We start from the raw sequence: 23,963 nt of genomic DNA on the forward strand, positions 1-23,963 counted from the left end.
TATGGATCCAAACCTCATCAACAAACTTTCCGGACAGGGCCTCATCGGCCCCGAGAGCCGGGAGAAGCTGCTGCAACCCCGCCTCTTTTCCGTTCACTGGGATGTGAATACCCTGCTGTACCTCGGCGTGCTGTTACTAAGCGGCGGCCTGGGCATACTAGTCTACAAAAACATCGACACCATCGGCCACCAGGTGATCCTGCTTTTGATCGGGCTTACCTGCGGGTTGTGCTTTTTGTATGCGCATAAAAAGAAACGGCCTTTCAGCCGCCATAAAGTGCTGGCGCCAAACGTGGGATGGGATTACATCGTGCTGCTCGGCTGCCTGCTGTTCATTACATTCATTACTTACCTGCAGGCGCAATACAATGTGTTCGGCACAAGATATGGGTCGGCTACCTTCATTCCCATGCTGGTGCTGCTTTTCAGCGCGTATTACTTCGATCACCTGGGCGTGCTCAGCCTTGCCATCACCAACTTTGCAGCATGGATGGGCATTGCTATCACACCATATGAAATACTGGCCAGCAACCACTTCAACACGGATTCCCGGCTGATCTACACCGGCATATTGCTCGGCGCCATCCTTATCACGGCGGGTTATCTCAGCGAGCGCTTTGATCTTAAAAAACATTTCGCTTTCACATACGACAACTTCGGCGTGCATATCATTTTCATCGCCACGCTGGCGGGCATGTTCCTGCTGGATAGTTACCTGCTTTTTTTTGCGCTGCTCTGCGGCATCGCGGCGTACTGTTACTGGCAGAGCCGGCAGCGGAAGTCGTTTTACTTTATGATGATCACCGTGCTGTACCTGTACATCGGCATCAGTTACCTCGTGATGCGCGCGCTGTTCTATTCCGACCTGGACCTTGGCGGGATCTACCTGGGCCTGTTCTATTTCATTGGCTCTGCAGTAGCGGTAGTACGGCTGCTGATCGTTGAAAACAAAAAACTGAAGGCCCATGATCGCGTATAACACTACCGGGCTGGACAATGCCATGATCAACGATCAGTCGGAAACGGAGCTGAAGAGAGGGAATATCACCGCAACCGAAATGGCCGCGATCAGAACAGCATTCCCTGAAATATTGTATACGCCTAATTTCTTCATCCGTATCGGGTTGTTCCTGCTCACGGTGGTGATTGCCATTTGCGTGCTGGGACTGATGATGCTGGTCATGATGGCAGGCATCAATGAAACCACCGCCGGCGGCATGCTTTTATTTTTCGGCGTATGTGCTTACGCATTCCTGGAAATGTGGTGGATAAAGGATAAAGATCATTTCCGTTCCGGGATAGATGATGCATTGATCTGGATCTCGGGTGCATCGGTGCTTACCGGCTTCATCGTTCTGTTGAACCTGGATACCGCGACATCCATATGCTGTTTGATCATTTGCGTTATCGCCGCATGGATGACCATCCGTTTTGCGGATATGCTGATGGCGCTGACGGCGTATATCAGCGGCATCGCGTTTGTTTTTTTCTTCGGCTTTGAACACAGCGCCCTTGCGGCGGACCTGATGCCGTTCATCATCATGGCGGCGTCACTGGGCGCGTATCTTGGATTCTCGCGCCTTTCGGGCAAATATGCTTACCGGCATTACGAAAACTGCCTGGATGCATTGCGCAGCGCGTCGCTGATCACTTTGTACCTCGCGGGCAATTACTTCGTAGTGCGCGAAGTGGGCGCATCCATGCTCCATAAAACCGGTCCCGTGCCGTTTGGCTGGCTGTTCTGGATATTTACATTCGCTGTTCCGGCGTTGTATATCTATTCCGGCATCCGCCGCAAAGACCGCATCCTGCTGCGCACCGGGCTGATATTGGTGGCGATGGTCGTATTCACCGTCCGGTATTATCACAGCCTGATGCCCATAGAAACCGCCATGGTACTGGGCGGCGTCTTACTGATCGCCACAGCCTGGATCGTGATCGCTTACCTGAAGCGGCCGCGTCACGGTTTCACTTACGAAGCGGATGAAACAGGCGAAGAAATGGCCGGCCTTAAAGCCGCCGAAGCAGTCATTATTGCACAAACATTCCATAAAACCCCGCAGCCCGACGATTCATTTAAGTTCGGCGGCGGCACCGGCGGCGGAGGCGGCGCCAGCGGGGAATATTAACAGCATCTTAAAAGCAATCATACCATGGATTTACAATTGAAAGGAAAAACAGCGTTCGTGAGCGGCTCCACGCAGGGTATCGGGTTTGCCATTGCCAAACAGCTGCTCCAGGAAGGCGCAACCGTTACCATCAACGGCAGAACGGAAGCCCGCGTGGCTGAAGCCGTGGAAAAACTGAAGGGACAGATACCCGGCGCACCTGTGAGCGGCATAGCGGCGGACTTCTCCAAGGCGGAAGATGCGCAAAAACTCATCAAACAATTGCCCGGCGTGGATATACTGGTGAACAACGCGGGCATCTTTGAGCCGAGGGAATTTACAGCCATCACTGACGAAGAATGGCTGCGTTTCTTTGAAGTGAACGTGATGAGCGGCGTAAGGCTCTCCCGCGCTTACTTTCCCGGCATGCTGGAAAAGAACTGGGGCAGGATCATTTTCATTTCCAGCGAATCTTCCATCATGATCCCGGAAGAAATGATCCACTACGGCATGACCAAAACCGCGCAACTGGCCATCAGCCGCGGGCTGGCGGAGCTTACTAAAAACACCGGCGTAACGGTGAACACGGTGATGCCCGGCCCTACCAAAAGCGAAGGTGTCGAGGAATTTATCAGGCAGGTGGCTGAATCTAAGAACATCACACCGCAGGAAGCGGAAAAAGATTTCTTCAGCACCATGCGCCCCTCCTCTCTCCTCCAGCGTTTCGCGGATGTGTCGGAGATCGCCAATATGGTAACCTACATTGCCAGCCCTCTTTCCTCCGCTACCAACGGCGCGGCGCTGAGGGCGGAAGGCGGTTTGCTGAAGAGCATCGCATAAGAAACTGCTGCCATAATAAAAGGAATGCCTCTCCTGCGATGGAAAGGCATTCCTTTTATTACAACCTGGAGAAAAAGCTGGGTAGCGCCATTCGGCGATCTATGAAGTTAACCACTGCCTTCTATAACGTAAATACCCACAATTAGGTATTTTGCATCCTCCTGATCTTTTCCTTATATTGTCAGTCTATTTTTAAAATGCTACACGTCATGAAAAGACTTTCAACGATGTTCCTCGTTCTCAGCGCGATAACGCTTCTCTCCGCAGGCCTGCCAAAAAAGAAAAAAGTGATCTTTTTCGGCGATTCCATTACACAGGCCGGCGTGAGCCCCGATGGCTACATCACGCAGCTGGGCGGCATCCTGCAAAAAAGCCATGCGGACCAATATGAGCTGATCGGCGCCGGCATTGGCGGCAACAAGGTATATGACCTCTACCTGCGTATGGAAGACGATGTGCTGAAAAAGAAACCGGATGTGGTGGTGATCTACATCGGCGTAAACGATGTATGGCACAAAGCCACTTCCCACACGGGTACGGACCTGGACAAATTCGGAAAGTTCTACCACGCGCTGATCAGCAAGATACAGGCGAACGGCGCCAAAGTGATCCTTTGCACGCCCGCCGTGATCGGCGAAAAGAAAGACGGCGACAACGAACAGGACGCCGAGCTGAACCGTTTTTCCAGCAGTATACGCACCATCGCCCAGGAAACGAACCTTCCCCTTTGCGATCTCCGCAAACTGTTCACCGATTTCGATAAAGCCAATAACCCGAATAATGCGGACAAAGGCATACTTACCACAGACGGCGTGCACCTGAATAAAGAAGGGAATGCGCTGGTAGCGAAGTCTATCGGGGAGATACTGGTGAAATTGTAATGCAACGTCCCTAAATAACGAAGCGCCTTCACAGACTGTGAAGGCGCTCCTGTTTTATACGGGTTCATTATTTTTTCCTCTTTTCTCCCGGCCTTTCCAGCACAACGCCTTCTGCTACGGGTTCGCCGAACACCGGCATGCCGTCTTTACTCCAGGTAAAGCGCTGCATCCGGGGCGAGCGTTTGCCGCCACAACCCAGTCCTGGCGCAGAATTGGCGTGGTAAAGTATCCAGTCTTCCATGCCATCGGGGGATTGGAAGAAGGAGTTATGACCGGGCGCAAATACCTTGTTGGCGGTATTGGTCTTGAAGATGGGCTCCGGATGTTTGGTCCACGAAGTACTGTCCATAGGGCTGCCTTTCCCGGAGAAGCGCAGCAGGCCCAGGGCGTAATGGTCCGTCCAGCAGCCGCTGGCGGAGTATACGATCATCAGTTTTCCCTTGTGCATCAGCGCCTGCGGGCCTTCGTTTACGATTACCTTCTGGCCGCTCTTTTCCCATTCATATTCGGGCTTGGAAAGCATTACACGGTGGCCGTCTATGGTCCAGGGGTTCTTCATTTTCGCGATGTAAATATCCTGTCTTGCGTCTTTATCACCTTCCCAGCCGCTCCAGATCATATAGAGCTGGCCTTTATATTCAAAGAGGTTGCCGTCGATGGCCCATTTGTCCGAGGGATCGGCCACCCTGCCTTTAAAGGCCCATTCGCCCAGCATAGGGTCGGGCGAGGCGTTTTCGAGCACATACATACGGTGGCCTTCGTTTTTGCCGCTGTCTGCCGCGAAATAGGCGTACCATTTGCCTTGCAGGAAGTGTATCTCCGGCGCCCAGAGATGCTTTGAAAAATGCGTGCCTCCGGGCGGACGGAAAATGGTCTTATGTTCCGCCGTTTTAAGATCGGCCAGGCTGCGCGTTTTCCAGATATCGATGCTCGTAGCCGTAGTATGGGTGTAATAATAAAACCCGTCTTTATAGAAGGAAAACGGGTCCGCGCCGGAGGGCAGCAGCGGATTGGTGAAAGTTTTTTCCTGTGCGTGGAGGATACCTGCCGCCAGGATCAGCAGCAGCGTGAGTGTCTTTTTCATGGTTACAAAATAATAATTTCCGTTTATTTGTTTTTCATTACTTTCGGGTACGTACACGTGTAAAATCAGCTATGAAAGCGAATCAAAATGAGCAGCCCAACGGCGTAAAAGAGATCGCACGCAGGGCGAAAGTCTCTATTGCAACGGTGGACAGGGTCATCCATAACAGATCGGGCGTAAGCGCCAAAACCAGGACCAGGATCGAGAAAATTATCCAGGAGCTTAATTACCAGCCCAATATCATCGCCAGCAGGCTGGCCTCCAGGAAAGTGCTCAACTTCGCCATACTCATCCCCTCCGTTTCCGCGGAAACGGCTTTCTGGGCCGCTCCCCTCGCCGGTATCCAGCAGGCTGAAGATGAAATAAAGCAGATGGGCATCAAGGTAGACCGGTATTTCTTCGACCTCAACAGCAAAACGTCCTTTACCAAACAAACCAAACAGATCCTGAAATCGAAGGTGGACGGTATTTTGCTGGCGCCCTCGTTCATTGAGGAATCCATTGCGTTTACGGATGCCCTCAAGGAAAAGAACATTCCCTACGTCTTTATCAACTCAGACATACCCAACCGCGAAAGCCTCTGCTACATAGGGCCGGACCTGTTTCACAGCGGTTACCTCAGCGCGCATGTGATCAATTACTGCATACAGCCGCGGGATAAGATCCTGGTGGTAAACGTGTCGCACGAGATCGAGAACCATCACCACCTGCTGCGCAAGGAAGAAGGCTTCCGGTCTTATTTTAAGGATAATGAAAAACGGATCGTGAAGATCGATATCCGTCAGACCAACGACCGCTCCGTGGAAAAGAAAGTAGCCGAAGCGCTGGATAACACGCCGAACATCAAAGCTATTTTCGTGACCAACTCCCGCGTGGCCAACGTGGCGCATTACCTGGAAAGCAAAGGCAGGAAGGGCATCCTGCTGGTGGGTTACGACTTCCTGCCGGAAAACATCGCGTACCTGCAACGGAGCGTGATCGATTTCCTGATCTGCCAGAAACCGCAGGAACAGGGCTACCGTGGCATCATGGCGCTGTACCAGCACCTGGTGATGGCGGCGCCGGTGGAAAAAGTTTCTTTCATGCCGATCGACATTATCACGCGCGAGAATTACGCGTATTATAAGAACTGACCTACTCTGCTATGTATAAATAACGGGCCGCTTCATGAAAATGAGGCGGCCTTGATCTTGTACTTTAATCGCTATTGAAGTACGTATTAGTAGCAGAAGTATTGAGGCTATGAGTTTCCTGTATGGAGCTTAGCCGCGCTGTCTGCATCAACGAACAGATGCGCGCGGGAATGGCGGCGCAGAATGGTGGAAGGATGCTCTTCCGCAACGGGCGCATTGATGGTGTGATAGATGGCCTCCGCCTTGGTGGGGCCTGGCACCATGCAATAAATGAACTTTGCCCTGAAAAGCGTGGGTACCGTCAGCGTCAGCGCGTGCGTGGGCACTTCATTCAAAGTGGCGAAGCAGCCATCGTTCACCTGTTGCTGGCGGCAGGCCTGGTCGAGGTCTACTACCTTCACCGCGGCGGGATCTTCAAAATCCGCCACATGCGGGTCGTTGAACGCAATATGCGTGTTTTCGCCGATGCCCATGTTCACGATGTCTACCCCTTCTTTTTCCAGCAAAGCAGCATAACGCGCGCATTCTTCGTTGAGATCGGCGGCGTTGCCGTTGATGTAATGCACGGCCCTGAAAGGCACTTTACCAAAGAGGCGCGCTTTCAGGAAATTGCCGAAGCCCTGCGGTGCATCCGGGTAAAGGCCTGCATATTCGTCCATATGAAAGGCATTGATGCGGTTCCAGGGAATGCTGCTGTCCCCGGCAAGCGCTTCCAGGAATTCCTGCTGCGAAGGCGCGGCGGCAAATATAATGTTAAGGTGTTCCTGCACGCCCAGCAGCTCCCTGATCTTATCCGCCACCATGGCGGCAGCAGCGGCGCCCATTTGTTTCCTTGTATCGAAGCGGTGTATCTTTAACTGGTCTTTTATTTCCATATCGTTATGTCTTATAGTGGTTGCGGGCGCTTTTGCGTACAGCCGCCTGCGTTATGAACACAAATTTTTTTTTTCCGCTTGCCCGGAAGATTATACCGCTGCACCTGCCAGGTCCAGCGCATGTTTGGCCTGGTGCATGATCCTGCCGCCGCAGATCACGGTGTGGATGCGGATGTCCTCGTCAAATATCAGCACGTCCGCATCGCGGCCGGCCATGAGCGAGCCTTTCCGGTCCGAGACCTTCATGATGGCGGCGGGCGTGCTGGTCATCATACGCACAGCATCCGCCAGCGGCACATCCGCCAGCTTCACCATGTTGCGCACCAGCTGGTCTGTAGTGGCCACGCTGCCCGCAAATGAGCTGCGGTCCGGCAGTTTGGCGACATTATCTTCCACGATCACTTTCAAACCGTTGTTCTTCGCGCCAAGGATGCTTTCGCCTTCGGGCATGCCTGCCGCGCGCATGGCGTCTGTGATCAGCGCGGTCTTATCCGCTCCTTTGATCTTGTACACCAGCTTCAGCAGCGGCGGCGGCAGGTGAATGCCGTCTGCAATGATCTCCACGGTCATTTCATCCATCAGGAAAGCACTTTCCACCGCGCCTGCATAACGGAAAGCATTGCGCCGCGTTACGCCGGACATGGCGGAGTACAGGTGCGTGGCATGCGTATACCCGCATTCGAATGCTTCCAGCATTTCTTCGTAAATGGCGTCTGTATGGGCAACGGCGGGAAGTATCTTTTTGCTTTGCAGGTACTGGCCAAACTCAAGCGAGCCGGGCAGTTCCGGCGCGGCGCTCCAGCGCACCACCGAATTGGTGGCAGCCAGCACAGCTTTATATTCCTCTGGATCGGGGTTGCGGATGTAGCGCGGGTCCTGCGCGCCGCGCTGGTTCATGGCGAAATACGGGCCTTCCAGGTGAATGCCCAGGAAAGCGGCGCCTTTGGTATTGCGTTGATGCGCCTGCTCGTATAATTCCACGGCGTTCAGCAGGCTGGCGGTATCGCTGCTGAGCGTGGTAGGCACCATAGATGTGGCGCCGTACCGCATATGCGTTTCGGCAACGGTAAGAAAAGAAGCGACGTCTCCGTCCATAAAATCGCTGTCGCCACCGCCGTGCACATGAATATCGATAAAGCCCGGTGAAATGTACTGCCCGCGGGCGTCTATCTCAAGCGCGTCCTGCACCGGAATGTCGTCTTCCGACACGGCGAGTATCCTGTTCCCTTCAATCAGCACGGTACCGCCGGGAATGATCCGGTAAGGGGTAATGATCCTGCCGTTAAATATCTTGATCTTGCGAAATTCCATAATGCTGCACTTCCTTTTTTAATTGGATACCGGGTGAAGATGAAAAGTTGACGGACCAGCTCCTGATGAGATGGCCGTAAAAAGCGTAAAATATGAGGTAGAGATAGCACGGGAACAGCACCCAGTATGCCAGGCGTTCGCCGGAAACATCCGCGAAATGGCCGTAAACGAGCGGTAATATCGCGTTGCCGCAAAGGCCCATGATCATGACGGATGCGCCCAGCTTGGTGAAGCGGCCCAGCCCTTCCAGCGCCAGCGGCCAGATGCCCGCCCACACCAGTGAATTGGCAAGCCCCAGCAATACAACAAACCAGATGCTGATATCAGCCGTGTGGCCCAGCAGGGTCACCTGCCCTTTCATGAAAATAATGCCCAGGGTAAACAGCGATCCCAGCACCGTGCAGATGCGCAATGCGTTCACCTGGCTGATAATTTTCGGGATCAGCGTAATGCCCGTGCAATAGCCGATAATGGTGGCCGCGAGGGTGTAGGATGGAAATGTTTTTGCCTCCAGCAGCGAGATGTTCATCGTTTGCGCATAGGGGATGATCGTGTCTATCGCCACTACCTGAGTCCCAACATGCAGGAAGATAGCCAGCGCGCCGAGGATGAGGTGGGGGAATTCGAAGATGCTCTTCTTACCCGCATTTGCAGCCGCCACGGTGGTGCTCTCGCTTTCGGTATTTATTTCCGGCAAGGGCGAAAAACGCACCAGCAGGCCCAGCAGGAATAATACCACGCCCACTACGGAATACGGAACGATCACGCGGCGGATGAATTCATCCAGCGCGGCGCCTTTCGTAATGGCGTCCATGGCCGGCAGTTGTTTGATCAGGTCGCTGTCGGTGGCACGGAGCACTACTGCTGCAAATATCAGCGGGGCAATGATACCGGCGCCTTTATTGCAGATGCCCATGATGCTGATCCGCTGCGCGGCGCTTTCTTTCGGCCCCAGGATGGTGATGTACGGGTTGGCGGCGGTTTGCAGCACTGCCAGCCCCGCCCCGATGCTGAAAAGCCCCATGAGAAAGAGGCCATAGGTGCGGGTTAGTGCCGCAGGTACAAAAATGAACGCGCCCGCGGCCATCACCCAGAAACCCACCATCATCCCTTTTTTGAAGCCGGTGCGCTTCAGCAGGTACGACGAAGGCACGGATATGAGCAGGTACGAAATATAGAAGGCAAACGCCACCAGGTACGACTGGCTGCTGGTGAGTTCGCAGGCAATTTTGAAATAAGGTATGAGGATGGCGTTCACCCAGGTAACGAACCCGAAGATGAAAAACATCATCCCGATAATGAGAATGGATATGCGCACGTCCCGTTTGGACATGGCGCCTACTTCCACCGTTTTTGGTCTGTTCTGCATCATTTCTTTTTTTGATGATTAGATGGTAGGCGCCCAACCCGGCTGGTATTCGCGTGCCCAGAATTTCTCCGCTGCCGCGTCGTTCCTGATATGCCCGTTGGTGGGATCGATGTGGAGGGTGTTGCCGGAGCGCAGCGCGATGTTGCCCAGCTGGCACAGCAGCGTGCTCTGGTGGCCGCTGAGGATGTCAGCATTCAGCGGCGAACCCTGGCGGATGCCGGCGAAGAAGTTCTGGAAATGCAGCGCATCCAGCGTTTCAGCGGGATTGGTGAGATTGCGCGGATCTATCTTCACATCGTTCTTCACTTCTTTCACCACTTTATTCTTAAGGTCGTAAATGGTATACGCATTGCCGTCGATAGTGAGGGAGCCTTTTTCGCCGTAAAACACTACACCAACGGAGCTTCCTTCCACCGGCTTACCATTGCAGCTGCGGCCTTCCCAGATCATGCTGGTATTGTTGGGGAACTCGAGGGTGATCACCTGCGTGTCCGGCGTCTGCCAGTCGTCCTGGTAGCGGTAGCGGCCGCCGGAGGAGGAAACCCTTACGGGGTATTCTACGCCCATGCCCCAGCGCAGCAGGTCCACCATGTGGGTGCCGTTGTTCAGCGCCTCGCCGGTGCCCCAGTTCCAGAACCAGTGCCAGTTGTAGTGAAGGATATTGTCTTTGTACGGCGTTCTCGGCGCGGGCCCCTGCCACAGGTCGTAGTTGAGCCAGCCCGGTACGGGCATTTCCCTGCCGGTGCCGATGGATTCACGGTTGTTGGTATACCAGCCTTTGCCAAAGTAAGCACGGCCGATGGCGCCGCTTTTTATTTCGTTGATGGCGGCTATTACGTTCGGCCAGGAACGGCGCTGGTTGCCCATCTGGATGGTCACTTTGTATTTCTTCTGCGCGGCCACCAGCAGCTCGCCTTCGGCGGGGTTATGACTGGCGGGCTTTTCAAGGTATACATGTTTACCGGCTTTGGCAGCCAGGATGGCGGCAGGTGCATGCCAGTGGTCCGGCGCGGCTATCACAAGCGCGTCCATCTCTTTATTTTCGAGGGCTTTCCGGAAGTCCGGAACATCCTTTGGCTGGGTCTTTTGTATTTCCGTCACTTTGGCGATGCACTTTGCAGTAGCGCGGGTATCTACGTCGGAAACGGAGATCACTTCGCAGTTGGGCTGCTTGGCATAGTTGCCGGCAAGCGCCAGCCCGCGGGCGTTTACGCCCATCATGCCTACTTTGATGCGCTCGTTGGCGCCGATGATGCTGGCGTAACTTTTGGCGCTGAAGCCCGGGAGTATGCCCCCGATGGCGACTGCGGCCGATCCTTTAAGGGTGTTTTTCAAGAATGTTCTGCGGGACTTTTCCATATTCTCCTTATTTGGTTGTTATTTTGTTTCAAGGTTTCGGGTACGTACCCGAAAATACTATTTAAAATCAGAAAACAAAAGGCGGAGGGATTATTTTTTCTCCCCGGGCGTCAATACAGGCCATGACGGTAACGTGCCCGGGAAACCAGGCTGTTATACGGTTTCTTTCTCCAGCTCGTGATGCCCCCGCAGCATGCTGATAAACTTCGGCAGCAAAACCATCCCCTTCTTCCGGCAATATTCCATCACATCCGCTCCCAGCCTGGTATTCAGGTGGTTGAACCTCACAGCCTTATTCAATTGAATAAAGCCATAACGGTCCGTCAGTTCCGGGGCCGGCCGGCCGTTCACCAGCGGCGCGTGTACGACGCAATTGGTAAATGCCGTTCCGCCTTCCGCCTTTACGCTCATCCCCTGCTCCCCTGCCCTCAGCCTGCAGTCCGCCAAAGCCACGCTTCCCTGCATATCCAGCTGCAGGCCGTTCACCTCGCTGCGCTCCACACGCAGGTCTGCCACAGCCCTGATAGTAGCGGCAAAATGATGACAGTTCACGATCCGCACCTCTGGATACAGCGCATGTGCATCAGTGTAAGCACCAGACCCGATCGTAAGCCCCTCTGCCTGGTCCAGCTGCACCTGGTTGAACACCAGGCTGGCATTGGGTGTGAGCAGGCCGCCTTCAAAACCGCCGGCAGCGGGCTGCCTGTAGTCCTGCGGGGTGGGGATATGCAGCAGCCGCACACCCTGCGCACGGCCTTCTACCACCACATCCCTGAAAGAAACGGCGTGTGGGAAGAACATATGGTCGCCGCTCTGCATTTTGGAGAAAGAAGGCAGCCGCATCAGCCAGCATGGCCGGTTGGAGCCGGGTGCGCTGCTGTAATCGATCACCAGCCCTTCCACCCTGATGGTTCTGCCGAAACCGATAGGATAATTGTAGGTGAAATCCGCAGGGTTGAATTCCAGCACGGCGGTTTCGCCCACAACGGACGGGATGTACCGGCAGTTGCGGATGTAGATGGCGCCATCCCATTTCGCCCCGAAATCGCGGCGGAAGGAGAGGAAATTGCGGCTCCACACCGTTGTGTTCTCCACGAACAGGTCGCCGCCGCCGGTAACGGTGATGCCGCGGTAACCGATGGAAGAATCTTTGATGTGCAGGTGCCAGCAGTGAAAGTGAACGTCCACGCGGTTCAGCGCGCATTGGTCTATGTAAAAATGTTTGTTGAGATTGGTGCCGAACACGCCCCAGTGCACAGGCCCGCCTTCGGCGGTCACGCGGATGAAACGTGCTTTGAGCGTACGATTGCAGGAAAGGCCGTAAGTGCCGGCAGGTACGTCCCTGTCCGTGCCCTCCCTGTCCTGCTCCCATGGGATCAGCCGTATGTCTTCAAGCGTAACATCATATACTTTCGACATGGAATAAAACCCGCCTCTCGGGTTCATGGCCACATCCTTCGCGCCGGGTTCAAGGCCCACCCATTGCTGCCGGACGATGGTGCGGCTGCGGGTGATGTGTATGCCGCTGCGCCAGTAGCCATCGTATTTGGCACCGTTCACTTTACCCGGACTGTTGCCGGTTACGTAAAAGGTACCGCCTTCTATCACGAGGTACTTGTCTTCGCAGGGCACGGCGTACAGGCTCGTATAATCCCTGAAAGACCAGGCGAGGTCGCCGATCAGGCGGCCATGTTCCTCCACGTAAAAGAAATCTTCCCGCGCCCAGCTTTGGCCGGTATACTTCTCGCCTGCCCGCAGGCCGATGCGGTCTTTTTCATCGGCGATGAACACAAGGCAGTTCGCATAAGGCGCCATCACAGGCAGCAGTTTCACACCGGGTTTCAGCTGTTTCAACAGCTCTGCTTTGGCAGCGGCGTCCAGCACGATTTTCTGTTGCTGCAATTTGCTTTTCACTTCAAAACGGGCACTGCTGCGGGCGTTGTATTGTTCATCTATATGAAACACCGTCTGCCCCCAATGCACGTTCGTGAGCACGGGTATCCCGGTCGTCTGTTTGATCCAGAACTCACCGGCATGGTTGATGACGGGGATATTGTGCAGGTTCGCGAATTCATGCGCGGCTTTGATCTGCACACCGTCGTCGTTTTTACCATCGCTTACGGCGCCGAACATTTTATAGTTCACGAAAGTACCCGGAATAAGCGAGTATCCGTTAGCGTTAGTATACCGGTAAGTGGCTGCGCCGCCGTCGCCGGGGGTAAAATATCCTGCCGTTTGAACCAGCGTGCCTTCATCCGGCTTTTTATCCTGCTGCATGCTGGCAACATCCGGGTAGAGCACGTGGCCGGCGCTGCTTTTGGCCGCAGGGGCGGCCGATGCGGGAAATCCCGCAGCCAGCGTCAGCCCCAGGGCGCCAAGCATTTCTCGTCTTTGCATAGTGGTTGTTTAAATGCGGTGTTCCGGTTAGATAGTCGATAGCGATGTAGAATGTCTTTAAGGCGTAACGGTGATCTCTACCTGACGGATCGTTTTTTTCTCCTGGTGACTGTTCACGTTACTGCCAACAAAAGTTGCCAGGTATTTCCCGGGCTTTTCGTAGGTGTACGGGTAGTTGGCCAGTGGCGGTTCCGCCAGGGTTTTAATACCGGTGCCCCAATCCGGCCCCATATCTGTGGCGCCGGTTTCAATGGCTTTGGTGATCACCCAGTCTTCCACCAGTTCTTCTTTATAGTCCAGGTTGTTGCCATAGAACGCCAGCTGGGCGGCCTGTATCACCGCTCCCCTGCCCGGGTCGTGCAGCCCCTGCTGGATCACGCGCCAGCCGGCAGACTTATGATCGGCCAGCACCTGCGCGCCGAGTATGCTGTGGCCCGTGACCGAAAAACCGCTCATGGTCCATAGTTTGGACGCGCCGTTAGCCGTTTGCGGTTTCACGATGAAGCGGAACCCGATGTACAGCGGCTTGCCTTTCACTGTATACGAGGTCAGGTTCTTTACACCCGCGGGGATAGCGGTATTGCTGTTGCCCGGGGCGAGTTTGAAGAGGGAAGTGATATTTTCCCAGGTTGCCGCTTTCACGCCTTCCGCGGTGTAATCACCGTTGAAGTCTGTAGAAAGGAATACGGCAAACTGGTCTTTCTGCGTGCCGTAGTTCAGCGAAGTGGAAAATGAAAGACGCAGGCTGTCCAGGTCTACGCTGCGGCCTGCGCGGTAATTATAATCTTTCAGTACTTCACCGGAATAGAAGCTAAGCACATTGGCATTGCTGCTGATGCGGAAACTGGCGGTTTCCCCGGCTTTGATGGTACTCTTTTCTGCCACCACTTCCAGCGTGGGCGTTTCCGTGTCTATTTCTTTGCTGCATGCCTGCAACATAAGCGCAGGCAGCAATATGCGGAGAATATTTTTCATGCGGTATTGTTTGATGGGAATGAATTACCAGCCGGTGTTCTGCGTCAGCTTCCGGTTGAGCATCAGCTCGCGCGCCGGAACCGGGAACAGCAGGTGTTTGGCGGACACGTTGAAGAATGCGATCGTAGCATAAGCGTAAGTGCCTGCTTCAGACGCGATCTCGTTGCCGGCGCTTTCCATTGTTTCCAGGAATTTGCCCCATCGGATCAGGTCCGGTTTGCGCAGCGCCTCGAAACACAGCTCGCGCGAACGCTCTTCCTGTAACTCCGTAAAAAATTCCTCTTTGCCGCCAAGATTTTCAAACTCAGGCGCCTTGGCCCTTTTGCGCACCGCGTTGATGGCATTGTACGCGTCAGGGGTAGGTCCGTTGATGTGATTCTCCGCTTCCGCGAACATCAGCAGCACATCGGAATAACGGAGAATGGGGAAATTCTGCGGCGTGGTGCTGGGCGCCTTAGGGTTCAGCGTTTCATATTCCCTGCGCCATTTGCCTGCATTGCGGTGATACAGCTGGTTGGCGGCATGGGCCACTTTGTTCTTGCCGGAATACTTGAACGGTGCAATGCACCAGTCGCGGCGCACATCACCCTCCTGATACAGGCGGTACAGTCTGGCGGTGGCGTTGATGAATCCGTAGCTGAAACCTATTTCAGTGTCGGTAGTGGCAATGCCCACCGTATAGCCGATCCAGCCGGTTTCCACGTAAGCGTTGCCCAGGCGGTTGCCCCAGAACTCCACTTCCCAGATGCTTTCCCTGATGTTGTATTTGTCCTGCGCATAGTTGATGAATATCTGCGAATAGGAAGTATCCAGCTCATGCAGGCCCGATTCCATCACCTTCAGCGCCCATTCGCGCGCATCGGCGTATTTGGTTTCGTCTTTGATGGGATGACCTGCCCAATAGAGGTATACCCTCGCCAGTATGCCCCTGATGGCAGATTGCGTTACACGGCCGGAGAAACCCGCGGCGGTGATGGTATTCACCAGCCCTTCGGCTTCTTTCATATCCTTCACGATCATCTCATACACTTCTTTAGCGGGCGTTCTGGCCACATCGTTGCCGGTGGCGGAGGTCACAGGTTCCAGTATCACCGGCACATCGCCCCAGTTGCTCACCAGCAGGAAATAATAGTACGCGCGCAGGAACAGCGCTTCACCGCGGATGCGCGCACGGGCGGAATCGCTCATTTTAGGCCGGTTGATATTCGCCAGCACCACGTTGGCCCTGCTGATGCCGGTGTACAGCTTCTGCCAGGTGCCGGTCACCAGGTTGTCTGAAGAAGTATGCGTATACACCTGCGGCCCGTTGAAGGTGCTGCGGGCATAAAAGCCAAGATCGGCTTCGGTGCCCATCCTGCTGGTGAAATTGTTGGAATACAGTTCAGAAGCGGCGAGGATGTCGTACACGGCGGTAAGACCGTTGTTCAGCTGCTCCTCGGTATTGTAATAGGCCGTGGGCGTCAGGAAATCCTTAGGCTTGGTATCCAGGAACTTTTTGCAGCCTGTTGCCCCTATTATTACCAATGCCGCTATGAATAAACAAATGCGTTGCATAACCATTGTATTTACAGGTTAGAAGGTTGCTTTTATACCGAAAGTGACCGTGCGGGCACGCGGGTAAGCGGAGTAATCGAAACCGGAAGAGAGCGCGCTGTGGCGGACGGACACTTCAGGGTCCATGCCGGAATAACTGGTCCAGGTCCAGAGGTTCTGTGCGGAAACGGCGAGGCTCACGTTGCTGATCTTCGCAGGTTGCAGCCAGCGGCCGGGAAGCGCGTATGCCAGGCTCAGCGTTTTAAGGCGCAGGTAGCTGCCGTCTTCTATCACGCGGGAAGAATAGATCCCATACATGGTCTGCCCGCGGCTCACGGGAATGTCGCTGTCCGGGTTTTCAGGGCTCCACCTGTTTACATACGATTTGTACTGGTTCAGGTTGTTGCGGTTGCCGACGTTCTCTTCAAACATCAGTCGGTTGGCGTTCATGATGTCGTTGCCGTAAGACCACTGGAAAAACACGTTCAGGCTAAAACCTTTGTAGGTGAAGTTGTTGGAGAAACCGCCGGTGTGAATCGGCAGGCCGCGACCGATCACGGTCATGTCGCTGCTGTTGGCCACGCCATCGCCATTGATGTCGCGGAACTTGTTATGGCCGGGCTTGATCATATCGCGGGTATCCGTATTGGCGGGCACGTCCTTGCGCAGTACATATGAACCCGGGGCGGTTTCGATGAAGTCTTCGTATTTGTACAGCCCGTCCCAGATGTAGCCATAGAACAGGGAAGTAGACTGTCCACGCCTGGCAATGTACAACGCGCCTTTATAACCGGAATCCCAGCTCATTGGCGTCAGCAGGGCTTCTTCGCCTTCCGCCAATGCCAGCACTTTGGTTTGGTTGAAGCTGATATTGAAGCTGCTGCTCCAGGTGAAATGTTTCGCGTTCACATTCACGGTATTGAGCGAAAACTCCAGCCCCTGGTTGCGTACGCTGCCGATGTTCTTGAAGACCGTCTCAAACCCGGTGGTATAGGGCACATTGGCCTGCAGCAACAGGTCACGCGTGGTTTTGCGGTATGCGTCTACCGTCAGCTCTATGCGGTTGTTGAAAAGCGCGAGATCGTAACCGAGGTTGACCTGTTCCGTGCTTTCCCACTTCAGGTTTCGGTTGCCGATAGTGCCGGGTATCACGCCTTTGGAAGGTGTGGCATTGTTGAAAGAATAGGATGCGCTGATGGGCAGCTGAAGGGAAGGCATGTAATCAAAATCCCCCACCCTGTTGTTGCCCGTTACGCCGTAGCTGATGCGCAGTTTGGCATCGGATATGAAAGACAGGCTTTTCATAAATTTTTCCCCGCTCATTCGCCAGGCGAAAGCGGCGGAAGGAAAATAGCTCCACTGGTTCTCCGGTGCGAACTTGGAAGATCCGTCCGCGCGCAGGCTTGCTGTAAACAGGTACTTCGACCGGTAACCGTAATTTACACGGCCCAGGAAAGAAGCCAGGGTGTAATTGCCCTCTGAAGCATAGGCCTGGTAAGGAATTCCTTCATCCAGCCCGCTCAGCTCCAGTTCTTCGTTGGGCACTTGCTGCGCCGCGAAACCGTAGCGCGAACGTTTGCCGCCCTGCATGGTCATGCCGGCCACCACATCCAGCTTATGTACTTTTTTGAAGGTCTTGCGGTAGCTGAGCGTATTCTCATTCACCCAGGTGTTCAGCTCATCGTAGCTCACGGAGCCATTGATGCCCTGTACATTGGTGGGGAACAGCGGGGTGCCCTTGTGGGTCATGCTGTTGAAGAACGCGTCGCTGCGGCCCACCTGGTTGTTGATGCCGCCGGTCACTTTCAGCAGCAGCTCTTTTGTGATGTTATAATCGATATAGGCGTTGGCAGTGAAGTTTTTGATACCGCGCAGGCGCAGCTCGTTCTGCGTGCTGATCACGGGGTTGATGCGGTGATCCGCCGCGTCGGAAATGGTCGGATCGAAAAGGTCTTCGGTGAGGTCAATACCCGCGCCGCTCACAGGGCGGTAGCCCCATACGCTGAACAGCAGGTAGTTCGTGCTCTGCGAAGCATCGGCGGAAGGAGACGCACCCGTTTGCGTGGTGTTGCTGTAGTTGATCGTTACGCCGGTCTTTACCTTGGGGCTCACCACCTGGTCTATGCTGGCCCTGCCCTGGTAACGTTTGAAACCTGATTTGATGATGATCCCTTCCTGGTTGGAAACCGAGCCGGAGAGCGCGTACTGCGTCTGCGAATTGCCGCCTCTCAGGGAAAGGTTGTGCGTCGTCATGGGCGCGGTGCGGAAGATGTAGCTCTGCCAGTCGTAGCCGGGTTCATTCTTATAGGATTCCAGCGTTTTGCCGTTCTGCAAATACGATTCAGTCGCGAGGTCCGCATTACGGTCGTACTGGTATTTCACGAATTCGTAAGGGTCCATCATGGGGATGGTCTTCAGCACCTTCTGCACGCCATAGCTGCCGCTGTAGGTTACAACAGGTTTGCCCGGCTTTCCTTTTTTGGTGGTGATCACGATCACGCCGTTGGCGCCACGGGCGCCGTAGATGGCGGTGGCGGAAGCGTCTTTTAATACATCGATCGAGGCGATATCGTCGGGGTTGATGGAAGCATTTTCGGGGTCTTCCATGGGGAAGCCGTCTATCACGTAAAGCGGCGCGTTGCTCTGCGTGAGGGAGTTGGCGCCGCGTATCACGATGTTCATCTGCGAGCCGGGCTGGCCTTCTCCTGAAGAAACCTGCACACCGGCCATCCTGCCGGCCAGCGCTTCATCGAAATTGAGCACCGGGGCTTTGGAAAGATCGTCCATATTCACTTTGCTGACGGAGCCGGTAAGGTCTTTTTTCGCAACAGCGCCGTAGCCGATCACCACCACTTCATCTATTCCTTTCGCCGCTTCTTTTAGTGTAATGTTGATGGAGGTCTGGTCTTTCAGCGTAAAGCTCAGCCTTTCGAAGCCGACGTAGCTGAACACCAGGGTTTCGCCCGGCTGCGCCGTAATGCGGAAACGGCCGCTGGTGTCGGTGGTAACGCCCCGGCTGGTGCCGTTCACTTTCACGCTAACGCCCGGCAATCCAAGACCGGAGCCGGCTGCGGTGACCCTGCCATTTACAGGCGAAGGACTTTGCGCGAAAGAAAACACCGGAAGCAGGAACAGCAAAAGCAGGAGGTATCCCGTACCCCGCCATGCATAGGTATATCGTTCCGATTTCATGATCAGAAAATTTTGGTGATAAAGAGTATGCTATTAAAAGGAGTTACTTGCGGCGTTTCTTCGCCCGTTTATACATGGCTTCCAGCGTTACCGGCGCGCCGTTCTTACGTTTGCTCTCATCTGCCGCTTCCATGAACGCGAGTATTTCCAGCGTTTCCGATTCCTGCACGGGCGGCTTGCCTGTCCTGAAAAACTCCGCGATCTGCACTACCAGCGGCACGTAGCCATTAAAGGGACCAAGCTTTGCCACGCCTTTTTCGCCATATACGGTTCCGCCGTATTCCGATTTGCCGGCACGGTTGCCGCGGAAAGTGCCGATGCGCCCGTCTGTCCAGGTGCCCACGATCACTTCCGTGGTTTCTGTGTGCGTCCGGGTCACTGATTTACAACCGGGACCCATCACAGTAAAGAGCGTTTCCACGCCGTGGATGCCGTACCAGAAAATATCCGGGTGCGTTTTTTCGAGGTGACAGGGACTGAATGCGTCCGCCCCGAATACTTTCCCGACCGATCCGCCGGCTACGGCCTGCGCGCTTTCCATGTAACGGAGGGAGGATGCGGAGAATACCGGCGCGTTGTACTGGCGCGCGGCGTCGAAGATAGCCATGCCTTCGGCCAGGGAAGCGGCCAGCGGTTTGTCTATGAACACTTTCTTACCCGCTTTCAGTGCAGGCAATGCCTGCCGCAGGTGCGGGCGCCCGTCGTTAGATTCCACCATTACCACATCCACCTTTGCCACCAGCGCGTCGATGGAATCAGTCATTTCGACGCCGAGTTTTTTCAGTTCTTCTACAAAACCCGGCAAACGTTTGATATTGTTTTCAATATCCGGGCTGGCTTCCGCGAAAGCGGCAGTTACTTTAAATCCTTCCACGCCGGGTACGGGCGTAGCGCTGTTGAAGGTTTTGGCAAAAGCTACGGCATGCGAAGTATCGCAGCCGATAATACCGATGCGTACGGGACCGGCGAATGAAGCGAGGGCCCTGAAAGGAAGGGCTGCGGCCAATCCGGCGCCAGCGCCGGCGATGGTAATCGTTTGCAGGAATTTACGGCGGTCATACAAATGCGTCATGAGGAACAGTCTGATTAATTAAGCTGAATGATTCGGTTGACTATCTATATAATAGGTTAAATGGTTGAAATCCCGGGGAAGAAAGGCAATTTTCGTGTACGTACCCGTTCCTTCTTCCAAAATCAGGCTGACGGGCAGCCTGGTTGATGTATTTACCCGGTTGTCGGGTACGCACCCGGAAATTAGAAAATATTTCCTGAAACTGCAAAGCATTTTACCTGAACTGGTGGATATTTCTCATTAAATACTGGTAAAACAGGCCGAAGGGGCAGATTTACAATCAAGGAATATACCGGCAAACACCCTTGCAAAACCCTCTCCTTTTTTCTGCGGAAAATATTTGCATTTATGATCCCGGGCATGTACTTTCGTGTACGTACCCGGAAACCCCGTTAATTCCGGTCGTTTTTATACTGCTTTGCCGGCGATATATCTTCGGCATTCTACCCGTTTTTTCGTTCTTCAGGAAACCAAAATTAAACGCTCAATGAACAACACCACTGCTATGCAGGAACCCAAGGCAACGGCTGCCCCTGCTTCCAGGTACAGGAACTGGCTGCAGGCTATCGGGCCGGGAATGATCACCGCGGCCCTGGTATTCGGTCCCAGCAAGATCACCATTACTTCCATGATGGGCGCCCGGTATGGGTACGGCCTGCTCTGGCTGGTAGTGGCCGCTATTTTTTTTATGATCGTGTTTGCCACCATGGCGGCAAGGGTGGGCATTGCCACCAGCGAATCCATTCTCACCACTATCGGCCGCAAATGGGGCAACGGCGCGCGCATCGCCATCGGCATCGGCGTATTCTTCGTTTGCGCATCCTTCCAGGCGGGCAATTCCATCGGTACCGGCATCGCGGTGGCGGAAGCTACGCATACCAGCCCGGTAACCTGGATCGTGGTATTCAACATACTGGCCATCAGCATGCTGTTTTACCGCGCGTTCTACAAAGCACTGGAAAAGATCATGATCGTACTGATCGCGCTGATGCTGGTCGCTTTTATCGCTACTCTTTTCCTTTCCAAACCTTCCGTGGCGGGCATGGCGGCAGGACTGGCACCTTCCGTGCCGGCGGGTTCGCTGCAGCTGGTGATCGCCTTTACGGCCTCCTGCTTTTCCATTGTAGGCGCCCTCTATCAATCCTACCTCGTGCAGGAACGTAAGCGCCTGCAGCCGCAGGCCAAACAGACCGGGCGTGAAACATATCCCGGCATGATCATCCTCGGCCTGCTGAGCGCCATCGTGATGGTATGCTCCGCGGCAGTGCTGCACGCTAAAGGCATCCCGGTGAACACGGCTACAGACATGGCGCGCGCGCTGGAACCCATATTCGGTAACCTTGCCTCCGCCCTCTTCCTTTCCGGCCTTTTCGGCGCGTCCTTCTCTTCCGTGATCGGCAACGCGGCCCTCGGCGGCACGCTGCTCGGCGATGCGCTCGGGTACACCGGCCAGCTGCAATCTTCCATGGTACGCTTTCTGATTGGTGTAGTGATGGTAATAGGCGCGGTGGTCGCCATCGTATTCGGGAAATTGCCGCTGGAACTGATCGTAGTGGCGCAGGCGGTAACGATCTTTATTGTGCCTTTCATTGGCATCGCGCTGTATCTCACTGCAAACGATGAAAAGATCATGGGCCCTTATAAGAACACGCCTTTTATCAAGGTCACGGGCGCAATCGGGCTTATTATTATGCTGTTGCTGGCGGCCAGTAATGTGAAAACTTTATTCTTCTCCTGATAATTTAATCTTCATGAAAAATATACAAACAACGGTAGACAAGCTATTGCAGCCCTCTCCTGCCCTCGTGGCCGATGTTGCAAAGCTGGAAGGCGATATCCTTATTCTTGGCGTAGGCGGAAAGATCGGGCCCAGCCTGGCTAAACTGGCAAAACAGGCGGTGGATCTTTCCGGCGTGCCGCGTAAAGTGACCGGCGTGTCTCGCCTGACCGAGCCGGGGCTTAAAGAAGAACTGGAATCGTACGGCGTGGAAGCCATTGCGGCAGACCTGATGAACGAAGACGATCTCGCCAAACTGCCGGATGCGCGCAACGTGCTGTACCTGGCGGGCACCAAGTTTGGCACTACCGGCAAAGAAGCCTTTACCTGGGCGATGAACGCTTACCTGCCGGGCCGTGTGGCGGAGAAATACAGGAACTCGAAGATCGTGGTATACAGCACGGGCAACGTGTATCCTTTTACGCCGGTATTTTCAGGCGGGGCAGACGAAAGCACAACGCCCGCCCCGATAGGCGAATACGGTCAATCCTGCCTGGGCCGCGAACGCGTGTTCGAACATTTTTCCAACAAATACAACACGCCCATCCTCGTATACCGCCTCAACTACGCGAACGATCTCCGTTACGGCGTATTGCTGGAGATCGCGAAAAGCGTGCTGGCAGAAAAGCCCATCGACCTGCGCATGGGCCATGTGAACGTGATCTGGCAGGGCGACGCCAATGAAATGGCGCTGCGCAGTTTCCATCATTGCAGCGCGCCGGCCAAATTCCTCAATATCACCGGCCCTGAAACAGCGCCGGTGCGCTGGATCGCGGAGCAATTCGGGAAGATCATGCAAAAAACGCCGCAATTCATAAATGAAGAACAGCCTACCGCCCTGCTGAGCAACGCGGCTGAAAGCTTCCGCCTCTTCGGCTACCCGAAAACCGGCCTGCTGCAAATGATCGGCCTGACGGCGGAATGGCTGCAACAGGGCGGCGCCACCATCCAGAAACCCACCCATTTCCAGGAAAGAGCGGGGAAATTTTAGAGAGCCTAAAGTGATAAAACTAATTCAGACCATGCAACCATCCATAGAACAACTGCTATATGCCGGCACCGTGATACCGGCGCACCCGCTTGCGCTCACCGCGGAGCGTAAGCTCGACGAAGCCCGCCAGCGCAGGCTTACACGTTACTACATCGCCGCCGGCGCAGGCGGCGTGGCCGTGGGCGTACATACCACGCAATTCGCCATCCGCCATCCTTCCATAAATCTTTACGAAACAGTGCTGCGGCTGGCCGCGGAAGAAATTGAAAAAGCAAAGCTGAACCGCCCCTTCATCAAAGTGGCCGGCGTATGCGGGCCAACGGAACAGGCCGTAAAAGAAGCCCGGCTGGCGGTAAACCTCGGCTACCACCTCGGTCTCGTGAGCCTGGGCGGCTTGCAGCATCTGGGCGAAGACGAGCTGATCGCACACCTCAGGACCGTAGCCGCCGAAATACCCGTTTTCGGATTTTATCTCCAACCTTCCGTAGGAGGGCGTATATTGAGTTACCATTTCTGGGAACAGCTGGCGGCCATCCCGAACGTAAAGGCCATCAAAACGGCCCCGTTCAACCGCTACCAGACCCTTGACGTGGTGCGTGCCGTATGCAGCTCCCCCCGCCGTGACCAGATCGCGCTCTACACCGGGAACGACGACAACATATTGGCGGACCTTCTCACCACCTACCGTTTCAATGTGAACGGCCAGACCGTGGAGAAAAGCTTTGCCGGCGGGTTGCTCGGGCACTGGTCTGTATGGACCAGCAATGTGGCCTCCCTGTTTGCGGACATCCGCCACATGAACCCGCAGGAAGTATTGCGTATAGGCATTGCCGTTACAGACATGAACGCCGCGCTGTTCGACCCTTCGCATGCCTTTGCAGGCTCTATTGCCGGGATACACGAAGTACTCCGCAGGCAGGGCCTCCTCGAAGGCACCTGGTGCCTGGACCCGGAGGAAACGCTTTCCCCCGGCCAGCTGGAAGAGATCGACCGCGTAACGGCCGCCTATCCAGAACTAACGGATGATGCGTTCGTAAAGGCGTTCCTTGAGAAGGATAAAATCTGA

The 23,963-nt window shown here is 54.8% G+C and carries 18 protein-coding genes; 8 read left to right on the forward strand and 10 right to left on the reverse strand.

Annotated features, from left to right (window positions below):
* Position 1: 1 nt before the first annotated feature.
* The 4 genes from R3I13_RS24945 to R3I13_RS24960 all read left to right on the forward strand — a co-directional run bounded on the left by R3I13_RS24945 (position 2) and on the right by R3I13_RS24960 (position 3,829).
* The gene (locus tag R3I13_RS24945) at positions 2–979 is read left to right on the forward strand and encodes a DUF2157 domain-containing protein (protein WP_346320714.1); all 978 of its coding nucleotides are present in this window, start codon (positions 2–4) and stop codon (positions 977–979) included.
* The gene (locus tag R3I13_RS24950) at positions 966–2,129 is read left to right on the forward strand and encodes a hypothetical protein (RefSeq protein WP_346320715.1); all 1,164 of its coding nucleotides are present in this window, start codon (positions 966–968) and stop codon (positions 2,127–2,129) included. The genes R3I13_RS24945 and R3I13_RS24950 overlap by 14 nt, the downstream gene beginning before the upstream one ends.
* Before the next feature lie 24 nt (positions 2,130–2,153).
* Complete coding sequence (locus R3I13_RS24955; protein WP_346320716.1) at positions 2,154–2,948, forward strand: SDR family NAD(P)-dependent oxidoreductase; 795 nt, start codon at positions 2,154–2,156, stop codon at positions 2,946–2,948.
* Between the two features lie 209 nt (positions 2,949–3,157).
* Positions 3,158–3,829 (forward strand): SGNH/GDSL hydrolase family protein, encoded by a 672-nt coding sequence (locus R3I13_RS24960; protein ID WP_346320717.1) that lies wholly within the window; start codon positions 3,158–3,160, stop codon positions 3,827–3,829.
* Between the two features lie 67 nt (positions 3,830–3,896).
* On the opposite strand, the gene R3I13_RS24965 is transcribed toward R3I13_RS24960, so the two are convergent.
* Positions 3,897–4,913: a glycoside hydrolase family 43 protein gene (locus R3I13_RS24965; protein WP_346320718.1), complete on the reverse strand. Its 1,017-nt coding sequence runs from the start codon at positions 4,911–4,913 to the stop codon at positions 3,897–3,899.
* Positions 4,914–4,984: 71 nt separating this feature from the next.
* Here R3I13_RS24965 and R3I13_RS24970 point away from each other — a divergent pair, with 71 nt between their 5' ends.
* Positions 4,985–6,046, forward strand: coding sequence for a substrate-binding domain-containing protein (locus R3I13_RS24970; RefSeq protein ID WP_346320719.1), 1,062 nt, complete (start codon positions 4,985–4,987; stop codon positions 6,044–6,046).
* 107 nt (positions 6,047–6,153) lie between these two features.
* On the opposite strand, the gene R3I13_RS24975 is transcribed toward R3I13_RS24970, so the two are convergent.
* The 9 genes from R3I13_RS24975 to R3I13_RS25015 form a co-directional block, all read right to left on the reverse strand.
* Positions 6,154–6,921, reverse strand: a complete 768-nt coding sequence (locus tag R3I13_RS24975; RefSeq protein ID WP_346320720.1) for a glucosamine-6-phosphate deaminase — start codon at positions 6,919–6,921, stop codon at positions 6,154–6,156.
* 90 nt (positions 6,922–7,011) lie between these two features.
* The gene (gene nagA / locus R3I13_RS24980; RefSeq protein WP_346320721.1) at positions 7,012–8,232 is read right to left on the reverse strand and encodes an N-acetylglucosamine-6-phosphate deacetylase; all 1,221 of its coding nucleotides are present in this window, start codon (positions 8,230–8,232) and stop codon (positions 7,012–7,014) included.
* Positions 8,204–9,601 carry a sugar MFS transporter gene (locus tag R3I13_RS24985; RefSeq protein ID WP_346320722.1) on the reverse strand — a complete coding sequence of 466 codons (1,398 nt, stop codon included), beginning with the start codon at positions 9,599–9,601 and terminating at the stop codon, positions 8,204–8,206. Before R3I13_RS24985 ends, nagA begins: the two co-directional genes overlap by 29 nt.
* An 18-nt stretch (positions 9,602–9,619) precedes the next feature.
* Positions 9,620–10,936, reverse strand: a complete 1,317-nt coding sequence (locus R3I13_RS24990; RefSeq protein WP_346320723.1) for a Gfo/Idh/MocA family oxidoreductase — start codon at positions 10,934–10,936, stop codon at positions 9,620–9,622.
* A gap of 177 nt (positions 10,937–11,113) precedes the next feature.
* Positions 11,114–13,357 (reverse strand): hypothetical protein, encoded by a 2,244-nt coding sequence (locus R3I13_RS24995; protein WP_346320724.1) that lies wholly within the window; start codon positions 13,355–13,357, stop codon positions 11,114–11,116.
* 57 nt (positions 13,358–13,414) lie between these two features.
* On the reverse strand, positions 13,415–14,332 hold the full coding sequence (locus R3I13_RS25000) for a DUF5017 domain-containing protein (protein ID WP_346320725.1): 918 nt from the start codon (positions 14,330–14,332) through the stop codon (positions 13,415–13,417).
* A 24-nt stretch (positions 14,333–14,356) separates the two neighbouring features.
* The gene (locus tag R3I13_RS25005; RefSeq protein WP_346320726.1) at positions 14,357–15,886 is read right to left on the reverse strand and encodes a RagB/SusD family nutrient uptake outer membrane protein; all 1,530 of its coding nucleotides are present in this window, start codon (positions 15,884–15,886) and stop codon (positions 14,357–14,359) included.
* A gap of 18 nt (positions 15,887–15,904) precedes the next feature.
* Positions 15,905–19,057, reverse strand: coding sequence for a TonB-dependent receptor (locus R3I13_RS25010; RefSeq protein ID WP_346320727.1), 3,153 nt, complete (start codon positions 19,055–19,057; stop codon positions 15,905–15,907).
* A 43-nt stretch (positions 19,058–19,100) separates the two neighbouring features.
* A complete protein-coding gene (locus R3I13_RS25015; RefSeq protein ID WP_346320728.1) occupies positions 19,101–20,129 on the reverse strand; it encodes a Gfo/Idh/MocA family oxidoreductase in 1,029 nt (342 codons plus the stop codon).
* A gap of 487 nt (positions 20,130–20,616) precedes the next feature.
* Between R3I13_RS25015 and R3I13_RS25020 the strand changes: the two genes are divergently transcribed.
* From R3I13_RS25020 to R3I13_RS25030, 3 genes are read left to right on the forward strand one after another with little or no spacing between them, the layout of a single operon-like run.
* A complete protein-coding gene (locus R3I13_RS25020) occupies positions 20,617–21,867 on the forward strand; it encodes an Nramp family divalent metal transporter (protein WP_346320729.1) in 1,251 nt (416 codons plus the stop codon).
* A gap of 13 nt (positions 21,868–21,880) precedes the next feature.
* Positions 21,881–22,897 (forward strand): NAD(P)-dependent oxidoreductase, encoded by a 1,017-nt coding sequence (locus R3I13_RS25025; protein WP_346320730.1) that lies wholly within the window; start codon positions 21,881–21,883, stop codon positions 22,895–22,897.
* A gap of 31 nt (positions 22,898–22,928) precedes the next feature.
* On the forward strand, positions 22,929–23,963 hold the full coding sequence (locus R3I13_RS25030) for a dihydrodipicolinate synthase family protein (protein WP_346320731.1): 1,035 nt from the start codon (positions 22,929–22,931) through the stop codon (positions 23,961–23,963).

The organism is Chitinophaga sp. YIM B06452 (genome assembly GCF_039655965.1).
Taxonomy (GTDB): Bacteria; Bacteroidota; Bacteroidia; order Chitinophagales; family Chitinophagaceae; genus Chitinophaga.